Below are 11466 nucleotides of genomic sequence, written 5' to 3'. Positions count from 1 at the left end.
GCTAGGGGCGATGGGGGTCCCCCCAGACTTCGTCCGGGGACCCCCGCCCGGCGGGACTCGGCGCTACGCCCGGGCGGCCCGGCGTTTCAGGACCGCGATCGAGGCCAGGGCGACGGCCGCCAGGGCGATGATGTAGCCCGAGACCGACATCGACGTGTCCGTCGCCTCCAGCAGCAGCACCATCACGAAGGGGGCGAGGCCCCCACCCAGCACCGCCGCGATCTGGTAGCCCAGGGACGCTCCCGTGTAGCGCGTCTCCGCCGTGAACAGCTCGGCGAACAGCGCGGCCTGGGGCCCGTACATGATGCTCAGGAACAGGCTGCCGACGAACGTGCCGGCCGCGAGCCCCAGCAGCGAGCCGGTGTCGATGAGCAGGAACATCGGGATCGCCCAGACCAGCAGCCCCACCGCGCCCAGTTCGTACACCTTGATCCGGCCGACCCGGTCGGACAGCGCGGCCGCGGCGGGGATCATCAGCAGCTGGAAGCAGCTGATGAGCAGTGACACGAACAGCACGGGGCCGCGCTCCATGCCGAGTTCGCGGGTCGTGTAGTCCAGCACGCCGGTGATGAGGATGTAGAAGGTCGCGGTGTTGACCGCGAACGACCCGCCCGCGAGGAACACCGTCCCCAGGTTGCCGTGCAGGATCTCGCGCAGCGGCGAGCGCCCGCCGTCGGCCGCCTCCTCGGCGGCGAGCCGGCGCTCGGCCTCCCGGAACTCGGGGGTCTCCTCGACGCGGGTGTGGATGTACCAGGCGAGGACGAGCACGAGCAAACCGGCCAGGAACGGCACCCGCCAGCCCCACGACGTGAACGCGTCGCCCCCGGTGCCCGCCTCGGTCAGCAGGAAGGCGGAGTTGGCGGTCACCACGCCGACGGGCACGCCGAGTTGGACCATGCTGCCGTACAGCCCCCGCTTCCCCGGCGGCGCGTACTCGGTGGCCATCAGCATCGCGCCGCCCCACTGCGCCCCGACCGCGACGCCCTGCAGGACGCGGAGGGCGACGAGCAGGACGGGCGCGAGGACCCCGATCGCGTCGTACGAGGGCAGGAGCCCGATGCCGGTGGTGGCCAGGCCCATGACCGTCAGGGCGAGGACGAGCATCGGCTTGCGGCCGCGCTGGTCGCCGAGGTGGCCGGCTATGACGCCGCCGATGGGGCGGGCGAGGAAGCCGACGGCGAACGTCGCGAAGGAGGCCAGCACGCCGGCGACGGGGCTGGCGGAGGGGAAGAACTGGTCGCCGAGGACGAGGGCGGCGGCGATGCCGAAGATGAAGTAGTCGTACCACTCGACGGCCGCGGCGACGGCCGCGGCACCCGCCGTTCGTCTGCGGCGCGCGGTGTCGGTGCGGGCCGCTTCCGCGGCCGAGGGGGTCGGGGTGGTGTCCATGGTGCCGCCCTTCGCGAGGGACGTGGGGACGGGAAGAGTGCCGGCGCCGACACAGGGAGAGCAGAGCGGGGACCCGGGTGAAGCGCGAGTGAACGTACCGACCGGGTGGTATGGCGTCAACGGTTCGCGCACGAAGTCGCGGACCCGGCGGAACAGGACAAGGCCCGGGAACGGCCGTGTCGTTCCCGGGCCTTGGGCGCCTCGCATGCGCGCGGCCGCGGCGGCTAGATCACTCCCAGCGCTCCCAGGCAGCCGATCCCGCCCAGCAGCATGAACACCGGCATCAGGACCTTCAACTCGACCCAGCTGCCCGCCCGGAACCGCATCGGCTTCGGCGGCCCGACGGGGTACCAGCGCTTGCGCCCCACCGGGATCGGCCACAGGATCGGGCAGCCGGAGACGGTCAGCGCGTCGCCGATGTCGTGCACGATCGCGCCGAGCACGATCGGCAGCCCGAGCCACAGGTACTCCTGGCCCGGCGCGGTGAACAGCCAGTCCGAGCCGTTGCCCGGCTTGTGCAGGATGTCGGCGAGGATCCAGGCGCTGGTCGCGCCGAGCAGCCAGACGAGGATGTCGCTGGAGACCCGGGCCGCCCGCCACAGCAGGCCCTCGACGGCCAGCACCATGTGCACGAAGAGGATCGCGAGGACGGCCCAGCGCCCGCCGGTGATCGCCAGCGCCGACGCGCCGGCACCGACGAGCACGGCCCACAGCCAGGTGTGGGTCAGCGTGCGGTGCCCGCCCGAGCGGCGCGGGTCGCCCTGCGTCCTGGTGGCCTTGTAGACGGCGTACGAGAGCTTGTCGACCACCTCGCACAGCGTGCGCGAGACCGGCCCGAAGGCCCGGGATATGGTCGCCGCCTTGTGGTCCAGGTCGGGGGCGAGGGCCGCGCCCGCGCAGATCAGGGCTCCGACGGCGAGCACGGGCCAGGGCATCGGGTGGCCGGCCGCGGCAGCCGCCGCGCCCACCCCGAGCCAGGCCGCGGCCCCGGACAGCGAGTGCGCCGGTCCCATCATGGTCGTTCCCCACCCCTTGTTCTCTTGCGTGTTCCGTTGCCGTGACGGCCTGTTGCTCTTGCCGTGACGGCCAGTTGGCCGTTCAGCGTAACGCCCCGCGATCTTCGTATGACCGGCCGGTTCCCGGATCGGGGTGGCGGGCAGGCAGTATGGAGGTGTGACCCTTATCGATCATCTGCCGAACGACGCCGATCCCGATGCCCTCTTCGAAGCGTTCTCGACGTGGGCCGAGGGGCGAGGCATCTCCCTCTACCCCGCCCAGGAGGAGGCGCTGATCGAGGTGGTCTCGGGGGCGAACGTGGTGCTGTCCACCCCGACCGGCTCCGGCAAGAGCCTGGTCGCGGCGGGCGCCCACTTCACCGCGCTGGCGAACGACCAGGTCACCTTCTACACCGCGCCGATCAAGGCGCTGGTCTCGGAGAAGTTCTTCGACCTCTGCAAGCTCTTCGGCACCGAGAACGTCGGCATGCTCACCGGTGACGCCTCGATCAACGCGGACGCGCCCGTGATCTGCTGCACGGCCGAGGTGCTGGCCTCCATCGCGCTGCGGGACGGCCGGGACGCCGACATCGGCCAGGTCGTGATGGACGAGTTCCACTTCTACGCGGAGCCGGATCGCGGCTGGGCGTGGCAGATCCCGCTGCTGGAGCTACCCCAGGCGCAGTTCGTCCTGATGTCGGCGACCCTGGGCGATGTCTCCCGGTTCGAGAAGGACCTGACCCGGCGCACCGGTCGCCCCACCGCCGTCGTCCGGTCCGCGACCCGCCCCGTACCGCTGTCGTACGAGTACCGGGCGACGCCGCTCACCGAGACGCTGACCGAGCTGCTGGAGACCCACCAGGCGCCGGTCTACATCGTGCACTTCACGCAGGCGGCGGCCGTGGAGCGGGCGCAGGCGCTGATGAGTATCAACATGTGCACGCGGCAGGAGAAGGACGAGATCGCCGCGCTGATCGGGAACTTCCGCTTCACCACCAAGTTCGGCAAGAACCTCTCGCGGTACGTCCGGCACGGAATCGGGGTGCACCACGCGGGGATGCTGCCGAAGTACCGGCGGCTGGTGGAGCGGCTCGCGCAGGCCGGTCTGCTGAAGGTCATCTGCGGTACGGACACCCTGGGCGTGGGCGTCAACGTGCCCATCCGCACAGTGCTGTTCACGGCTCTGACGAAGTACGACGGCACCCGGGTGCGCACCCTGCGGGCCCGCGAGTTCCACCAGATCGCGGGCCGCGCCGGGCGGGCCGGGTTCGACACGGCGGGCTTCGTGGTCGCGCAGGCGCCCGAGCACGTCATCGAGAACGAGAAGGCGCTGGCCAAGGCGGGCGACGATCCGAAGAAGCGGCGCAAGGTGGTCCGCAAGAAGGCCCCGGAGGGATTCGTCAGCTGGGGCCAGAACACCTTCGAGAAACTGATCGGTTCCGAGCCGGAGCCGCTGACCTCCCGCTTCCGCGTCACGCACGCGATGCTTCTGTCGGTGATCGCCCGGCCGGGCAACGCGTTCGACGCGATGCGGCGGCTGCTGGAGGACAACCACGAGGACCGCCGCGCGCAGCTGCGCCACATCCGCCGGGCCATCGCGATCTTCCGCTCGCTGGTGGACGGCGGCGTGGTCGAACGGCTGCCGGAGCCGGATGCGGAGGGGCGGATCGTCCGGCTGACGGTCGACCTCCAGCAGGACTTCGCCCTCAACCAGCCACTGTCGACGTTCGCACTGGCCGCCTTCGAGCTGCTGGACCCCGAATCCCCCTCGTACGCGCTGGACATGGTGTCGGTGGTCGAGTCCACGCTGGACGACCCGCGGCAGATCCTGGCGGCGCAGCAGAACAAGGCGCGCGGCGAGGCGGTCGCCGCGATGAAGGCGGACGGGGTCGAGTACGAGGAGCGGATGGAGCGGCTCCAGGACGTCTCCTATCCCAAGCCGCTCGAGGAACTGCTGTTCCACGCGTACGGCGTCTACCGCAAGAGCCACCCGTGGGTGGGCGACCACCCGCTCTCCCCGAAGTCGGTCATCCGCGACATGTACGAGCGGGCGATGACCTTCAGCGAGTTCGTCTCCTTCTACGAGCTCGCCCGGGTCGAGGGCATCGTGCTGCGCTATCTCGCGAGCTCGTACAAGGCGCTGGAGCACACCGTCCCGGACGATCTGAAGTCCGAGGACTTCCAGGACATCATCGAGTGGCTCGGCGAGATGGTCCGCCAGGTCGACTCCAGCCTGCTGGACGAGTGGGAGCAGCTGGCCAACCCGGAAGAGGAGTCCGCGGAGGAGGCCCGGGAGCGGGCCGACCAGGTCAAGCCGGTCACCGCGAATGCGCGCGCCTTCCGGGTGCTGGTCCGCAACGCCATGTTCCGGCGGGTCGAGCTGGCCGCCCTCGACAAGGTCGGCGAACTGGGCGAGATGGACGCCGAGTCGGGCTGGGACGAGGACGCCTGGGCGGACGCGATGGACGCCTACTGGGACGAGTACGAGGACCTGGGCACGGGCCCGGACGCCCGCGGGCCGAAGCTGCTGCGGATCGAGGAGGACCCGGAGCACGGCCTGTGGAAGGTCCGCCAGACCTTCGCCGACCCCAGCGGCGACCACGACTGGGGCATCAGCGCGGAAGTCGACCTGGCGGCGTCGGACGAGGAGGGGCGCGCCGTCGTCCGCGTCACGAGCGTGGGCCAGCTCTGACCTCGGCCGGTGCGAGTCCGGGCCCGCTCGCGACCCGCACCGTCGGCCGTCGACGGCCGACGGCCCGGCTGCCCTAATCTTGCGCCGCTGTGGCACGAGACGAGGAGCGCCGAATGACCACCCCCGCAGAACGGCTCGTCGACCTGCTCGATCTGGAACAGATCGAGATGAACATCTTCCGCGGCCGAAGCCCCGACGAGTCGCTGCAGCGGGTGTTCGGCGGACAGGTCGCGGGCCAGGCCCTGGTGGCCGCGGGACGGACCACGGACGGGCAGCGTCCGGTGCACTCCCTGCACGCGTACTTCCTCCGCCCGGGCCGTCCCGGCGTGCCGATCGTGTACCAGGTGGAACGGGTGCGGGACGGGCGGTCGTTCACCACGCGCCGGGTGGTGGCGGTTCAGCAGGGCCGCACGATCTTCAATCTGACGGCCTCCTTCCATCAGCCGGAGCCGGGAATCGAGCAGCAGCTGCCGATGCCGGAGGTGCCGGGTCCGGAGAAGCTGCCGAAGCTGGCCGACGAGATCCGCGAGCACCTGGGCACACTGCCCGAGGCGCTCGAACGGATGGCCCGCCGGCAGCCCTTCGACATCCGGTACGTCGAGCGGCTGCGGTGGTCCGAGGAGGAGTTGCGCGGGGCGGAGCCGCGCAGCGCGGTGTGGATGCGGGCCGTCGGGCCGCTCGGTGACGACCCGCTGGTCCACACCTGCGCCCTGACCTACGCCAGCGACATGATGCTGCTGGACGCGGTGCGCGTGCCGGTCGAACCGCTGTGGGGATCGCGGGGGTTCGACATCGCGTCGCTGGACCACGCGATGTGGTTCCACCGCCCGTTCCGCACCGACGAGTGGTTCCTCTACCAGCAGGAGTCCCCCATCGCGACGGGCGCGCGGGGCCTGGCCCGTGGTCAGATCTACGACCGCGAGGGGCGGCTCCTGGTCAGCGTGATGCAGGAGGGGCTGTTCCGGAGGTTGGGCGGCTGACCAGGTTTCCCGTTCAGCGTGTTGGAGTGAAGCGCAGGGGCAGGGCCGCCAGTCCGCGGACGACGGGGTGGCGTTGCCACCGGAGTTCTTCGGGCCGGCAGGCCAGTCGCAGTCGGGGAAGGCGGCGGAGCAGTGTGGTGATCGCGACCGTGGCTTCCAGGCGGGCAAGCTGAGCGCCGAGGCAGTAGTGGATGCCCCGGCCGAAGGCGACGTGCGGGTTGGGGGCACGCGTCAGTTCCAGGGTGTCGGGGTGGTGGAAAGCCTGCGGGTCGCGGTTGGCCGAGCCGAGTAGCAGCGTGACGACATCGCCTGCCGGGATCGTCATGCGACCGATCGAGATGTCCTGGCGTGCTACCCGCAGTGGGGCGGCCCAGACGGGGCCGTCGAACCGCAGCAGTTCCTCTACGGCTGTGTCGATGAGGTGTGGCGCTTCGCGTAGCCTGGCGCACTGGTCGGGATGGGTGAGCAGGGCCGCCATCGCGTTGCCGAGCAAGTGGACGGTGGTCTCGTGACCGGCCGACAGGACGATTACCGCCTGGCCGAGTTCTTCGGCGGCGTCGATGCGGCCTGCCGCGCGGGCCTGAGCGAGTGAGGCGAGAAGAGTTCCGGGAGGCGCCGTGTGACCGGTGAGTTGCCGACGGACCAACGCACCCAAGTGGAGATGGGCCCGTTGCCCGGTTTCGCCGTGGCCGTGCCGGGCTGCGCTGTCCACCGCCCGCTTGAGGTCGGTGCGCAGTTCGGCCGCGATCCCGAGCACCTCGCAGATCACCTGGAACGGCAGCCGTGCGGCGAGTTCTTCCACGAGTTCCACACGGCCGGACCGGGCGAACCGGTCGATCAACAGGTCGGCCAGCTGCTGCACCTGCGGGCGCAGGGCCGCGACCCGTGCCGTGGGCAGGGGCACGCCGGCCCGCAGTCGGGCGTGCACGGGTGGATCGGCGTTGAGGAGATTGCTCGCGCCCGCCTCAGGCCCCAGCGGAAGCGTTGCAACCCTCGTGCCACCGATCGTCAGGTCGCTCGACAGGCGCTCGTGGTCGGCCAGCAGTGCGCGGACGTCGTGTGCGCGCGACACGAGCCATCGACCGCGCACTGGGTGGGCTGGGGCGTTCTCACGCAGCCACGCGTACCACGGGTAGGGGTCGGCGACGGCCATGCGCGGCATTCCCGGGGGTGCCATCAGCCGGCCCTCTCGGCAGGGAAGGGAGCCGGTACGGGGCCGGTTACGTACAATACCACCGCGGTCCAGGAGAAGCCTGCGCCCATGCCCAGCAACAGCCCGTACTGCCCTGGCCGGAGGCGGCCCTGTTCGAGCAGGGCGCTCAGGCCGTGGAACTGGTCCGCCCCGCCGGCGTGCCCGAGCCGACGACCAGCCCACCACGTGGTGTGCTCAAGTGGCACCCGCAACGGTCGGCACATCACCGCGCGGACCATCCGTTCGCCTACGTATGGCATCGCCACCCAGGAGAGCCGCCCGGCGTCGATCCCGGCGTCCGCCAGCGCGGCAGAGACGACTCGGCGAGTGCGTGCGGCCAGGAGCCTGCCGACCGCGGTCAGATCCACCCTCAATCCCAGATGCCGCTTGGCGGCCAACCCGTCCATCCGCCTGTCCCGCGCTTCCAGGACCGTGAACCGCGTAACCTCCTCCAGCTCAGGTGCTGTTGAGAAACCGACCCCTACCGGCTGGGCGAAACCACCACGACGCGAGAGCAGCACACTCGCTCCGGCATCGCCGAGGACCATGCCCGCCACTGTCCTCCATCGGTCGAACGCCGGCCGAGCGAATCGCTCACCCACCGTCACCAGGGCTGTCTCCCGGCCGGCGTGAGCGGTCAGGTGATCGGCCGCTGCAACCCATGCGGCCATCCCTGAATCGCTCCCGCGCCGCACCTCCAGCACTGCCGCACGATCCGCGCCCAGCAGCCTTTGCACCGCGCTCACCGGTGTGAGGTGGTCCTGGTCGTGGGAGCAGGCATGCACCAGCAGATCGACTTCCGCCGGCCGGCAGCCCGCTTGTCCCAGCGCGCGCCGTCCCGCGACCGCCGCCAAGTCCCAGCCGGGTACCTTTGCCACCGCGACGCTCCGGAAACCTGCGGCAGACGCGCCCGTGCCCTCCGCGACCGCGACGACGTCAGGTACCCGCACGGCAACCGCCGCCAGAAACACCCCCGGCCACCCGCCCACGACTCGACCTCCACCAGGCTGCCGGGCAAAGCCCAGGTCCGGCGCACTCGCACGGGAATGCGCGATACCTCGTCCGATGTACTGCCTGATCCGCCCCCCGGTGGAAGGCGGCTGGATGAGCCTTGCGACGGCGCGGGGGACTCCGCCTCCGAAACGTGAGGCGTCGACGGGGCCACAGTCATCCACTCACCGGTCCGGGGTGCCCCTCAAGTCCCTTTACATGCCGATGCGTTGAGCGTGTTGCATGCAGGTCTCCCGATGCACCCTTTCCCCCTCCGACGACCGCATCACTGCCGCCGGTGAACGGAGGGGGGAGGCGCGCCGAGAAGGGCGGCGAGTTGGCCGCGGGTGAGCTTGGTGCGGCCGGACCGCAGAATGTCGAGGGTCGCCCAGCCCAGGGTCAGCGGGACCCGGCAGAAATCCAGGACGGGGCCGGGGGCCAGGCCGGCAACGTACCGGTCACCGGCTGCGAGGTTCTTGACGGCGTAGTCGCGGACTTGTGCCTCGGTCCAGCCGGGAGGAAAGTAGTCGACGCCTCGGGCCAGATCCTGCCGCCGGTTCTGGAGGATGTTGACGGTCTGCAGCCCTCGGCCGAACCCGACCGCCAGCGACCGGTCGGTGCGGCTCCCGTCGAACCACGCCCAGAGGTCGCTGAGGAGCAGGCCGACGGTGCCGGCCACATCGAAGGTGTAGCGGTCGAGATCCGACTCGTTCGTGATACGCCACCTCAGCCCGACCCACTCCGCCATGTGGTCGGCCATCGACGCGAGGGTCTCCCAGGTGCGGTAGGCAATGGAGGTAGGCGCCATGGCGGCCCATTCGTCGATCCGCTGGGTGACTTCCGGCAGTTCAGTGTGGGAGTGCAGCAGCGGCAAGTGGCTGCTGGTGCAGCGTCCGGCCTGCAGGGCGCGGCTGATCTCGCCCAGCAGGCGCCGTTTCGCTTCGGCGGACAGGCCGGTGTGGTCCTCGATCTCGTCGATGCCCCGCAAGCACAGGAAGAAGGACATCACCGGGGCACGCAGCGGATCCGGGAGCGCGGCGACGGGGATGGCGAACGTGCGGCTGGTCTCCTGCAGGACCCGTTCCGCGTCCTGGCTGATGCTCACCGCGCCCCCTCCTCCTGGGAGAGCGTGGGCTCGGCGCTCGGTGCGGCGCGCGCTGCGCCGCGCAGCCACAGCACGAGGACGTACAGCGCGTTGAGTGCGAGAGTGGCGACCACGAGGCAGCCCTGGAGCGCTGACGGGACGATGAGCGGGGGCGGGTAGGCCAGCCACGCGATGCCCGCCGACGCGTTGCCGAGCAGCATGCACACCGCGATCGGCAACGACTGGCCCGCCGTGGAGTCGCGGCCGTAGACCATGCCGAGGAAGAGTGCGGCCATCATCAGCGCCGCGGCGAACCCCGCGTACAGGCCCCAGTGGTCGCGGTAGTAGGCGATGAAGACCTGGTTGAGCTGGTAGGTGACGACGACCGCGACGAGCAGGGTGAGGGCCAGCATGCCGTGGAAGGCCCTGGCCGTGATGCGCGGGAACTGGGCGGGGCCGTAGGACAGGGCCTGCCAAGCGATGACGAGGTCGATGGCGAGCCATACGAAGGGGACGGGGCGCAGGAAGCCGGGCGGCGGCTCGGTGAACGAACTGATGGCCTCCCACGAGAGGTTGGCGCACAGCGCCACCACGGGCATGCCGTAGATCCTGTCCGCTGCCGCCCGGCGGATGATCAGTAGGTAGGCGGCCGTCCAGAACAGGCCGCAGCACACGATGCCGACGTTGAACGACGCGCTGCTGAGCATGACGTCATCCGGCATGACCGTTCTCCTTCAGACGAGGGCCCCGACGTGCCGCGGTCCGCGGGCCCCACAGCGGCGCGCGGTGCCCGACCAACAGACCGGCCATGGCCCGCGCGGCGATCTCGTGTTTCTCCCAGGCCGGCAGCGACACCCGGCCCTCCAGCAGCCTCCCTGGTTCATCCGCGATACGGACGAGCAGCCGGAGATAGATGCCGGCCATCGTGCCAAGGCATGCGGCGCTGCGGTGGCACAGGAACGGCAGCAACGACAGCCCCTCGGCGTACAAGCCGAACGCCCGGCGGGCTTCGAACCGCACGAGCGCGTCGAAGGCCGGTCCGGGCCGCCAGCGCCCCGGCGCGTCGGCATCGTCGGTAGCGTCGGGGAGGAACCTTCGCAGGTCTTCGCCGGGCAGATAGACCCGGCCCATCTCGGCGTCTTCGGTAATGTCCCGGAGAATGTTGGTCAGTTGCATGCCGATCCACAACGACGAAACCAGGTGCTGCGCCTGGGGGCAACCACTCGGTGGGAACACCCCCAGGCACAGCCTGCCGATGCTGCCCGCCACCCGGTCGCAGTAGAGGTGGAGCTGGTCGAAGGTCGTGAACCGGGCTCCCGACACGTCCATTTCGGCACCGTCGATCAGCTCGCCCAGGGCTTCCAGCGGGATGGGGTAGCGGCTCGCGGCGTCTGCCAAGGCCGCGCATACCGGGTCGCGATGCGCGCGCAGATCCTTCAACTGGCTTCTCATCCGGGCAAGTTCCCGGCGCTTGACCTCGGCGGCCAGGTCGCCGTCGGCGAGATCGTCGATCTCACGGGCATAGGCATAGACCGCGCACAGCGCCATCCTCCGGGGGCGGTGCAGCAAGCGGATGCCGTAGTGGAAGTTCCCGGCGCGGCGACGGGTCACCCGCTCGCAATAGGCATAGGAAGCCTCGATCTCCGCAACGTCCACAGCCGACTCCCTTGCACCCTGCCGCCCGCTCCGGACCCGGCCTTTGCACCCAGCCGAGCCACGCGCAGTCCTCCCGCAAGGGACTCGGCCCCCGAAGCAGCCGGCGCCGCCGGGGCTATCGAGACAGCCGCCGGTGCTATCGAGACAAGGGACACCTGTCGGCACGGTCCGGCGTGTGAGCCGGCCACTGAGAGCAGCAGTTGTCCGCCATATTCGAGTAAAGCACGAACATCCTGGAATCCCCAGGGTGTTCGTACGCACAAGGCAGTCCACGGACCGTACCGTTCCGCGTGCACGCCACCGAAGGTTTCGCCGCCACCACGCGTTCCGCGCACCGCGCCACGGCCAAGGTACGCCTGGAAGGGGGGCAGCAGGACCGACTCCACAAGCGCTCGCATAAATCTGCCAAGTTCCGCCTCAGTAGCGGGAGTCCAGGTGAGGGATCTCTGCATCCACCTGGGCAAAGCCTCGTGCGCGAACCGTTGACG

At 70.4% G+C, this 11466-nt stretch carries 9 protein-coding genes; 2 read left to right on the top strand and 7 right to left on the bottom strand.

Annotation, left to right across the window (positions count from 1 at the left end):
• Positions 1 to 63 precede the first annotated feature (63 nt).
• Both AOK16_RS03915 and AOK16_RS03910 read right to left on the bottom strand, forming a co-directional pair.
• Positions 64 to 1389 carry an MFS transporter gene (locus AOK16_RS03915; RefSeq protein ID WP_055470802.1) on the bottom strand — a complete coding sequence of 442 codons (1326 nt, stop codon included), beginning with the start codon at positions 1387 to 1389 and terminating at the stop codon, positions 64 to 66.
• Positions 1390 to 1613: 224 nt separating this feature from the next.
• Positions 1614 to 2405 carry a metal-dependent hydrolase gene (locus AOK16_RS03910; protein WP_055470801.1) on the bottom strand — a complete coding sequence of 264 codons (792 nt, stop codon included), beginning with the start codon at positions 2403 to 2405 and terminating at the stop codon, positions 1614 to 1616.
• A gap of 157 nt (positions 2406 to 2562) precedes the next feature.
• Between AOK16_RS03910 and AOK16_RS03905 the strand changes: the two genes are divergently transcribed.
• Both AOK16_RS03905 and AOK16_RS03900 read left to right on the top strand, forming a co-directional pair.
• A complete protein-coding gene (locus AOK16_RS03905; protein WP_055470800.1) occupies positions 2563 to 5076 on the top strand; it encodes a DEAD/DEAH box helicase in 2514 nt (837 codons plus the stop codon).
• A 113-nt stretch (positions 5077 to 5189) separates the two neighbouring features.
• Entirely contained in the window at positions 5190 to 6056 is an 867-nt protein-coding gene (locus AOK16_RS03900) for an acyl-CoA thioesterase (protein ID WP_055470799.1), read from the top strand.
• A gap of 13 nt (positions 6057 to 6069) precedes the next feature.
• On the opposite strand, the gene AOK16_RS03895 is transcribed toward AOK16_RS03900, so the two are convergent.
• From AOK16_RS03895 to AOK16_RS03875, 5 genes are all read right to left on the bottom strand, one after another.
• Complete coding sequence (locus AOK16_RS03895) at positions 6070 to 7233, bottom strand: cytochrome P450 (RefSeq protein WP_055470798.1); 1164 nt, start codon at positions 7231 to 7233, stop codon at positions 6070 to 6072.
• Positions 7233 to 8237, bottom strand: a complete 1005-nt coding sequence (locus AOK16_RS03890; protein ID WP_055470797.1) for a ketoacyl-ACP synthase III family protein — start codon at positions 8235 to 8237, stop codon at positions 7233 to 7235. Before AOK16_RS03890 ends, AOK16_RS03895 begins: the two co-directional genes overlap by 1 nt.
• A 287-nt stretch (positions 8238 to 8524) precedes the next feature.
• A complete protein-coding gene (locus tag AOK16_RS27585) occupies positions 8525 to 9343 on the bottom strand; it encodes a squalene/phytoene synthase family protein (RefSeq protein WP_055470796.1) in 819 nt (272 codons plus the stop codon).
• Positions 9340 to 10044, bottom strand: a complete 705-nt coding sequence (locus tag AOK16_RS27580; protein WP_055470795.1) for a transmembrane-type terpene cyclase — start codon at positions 10042 to 10044, stop codon at positions 9340 to 9342. The genes AOK16_RS27585 and AOK16_RS27580 overlap by 4 nt, the downstream gene beginning before the upstream one ends.
• The gene (locus AOK16_RS03875) at positions 10034 to 10978 is read right to left on the bottom strand and encodes a phytoene/squalene synthase family protein (protein ID WP_205627625.1); all 945 of its coding nucleotides are present in this window, start codon (positions 10976 to 10978) and stop codon (positions 10034 to 10036) included. The genes AOK16_RS27580 and AOK16_RS03875 overlap by 11 nt, the downstream gene beginning before the upstream one ends.
• Positions 10979 to 11466: the final 488 nt, after the last annotated feature.

This window comes from Streptomyces pathocidini (genome assembly GCF_001418495.1).
Taxonomy (GTDB): domain Bacteria; phylum Actinomycetota; class Actinomycetes; order Streptomycetales; family Streptomycetaceae; genus Streptomyces; species Streptomyces pathocidini.
This window is presented reverse-complemented; position numbering and strand designations above follow the sequence as displayed.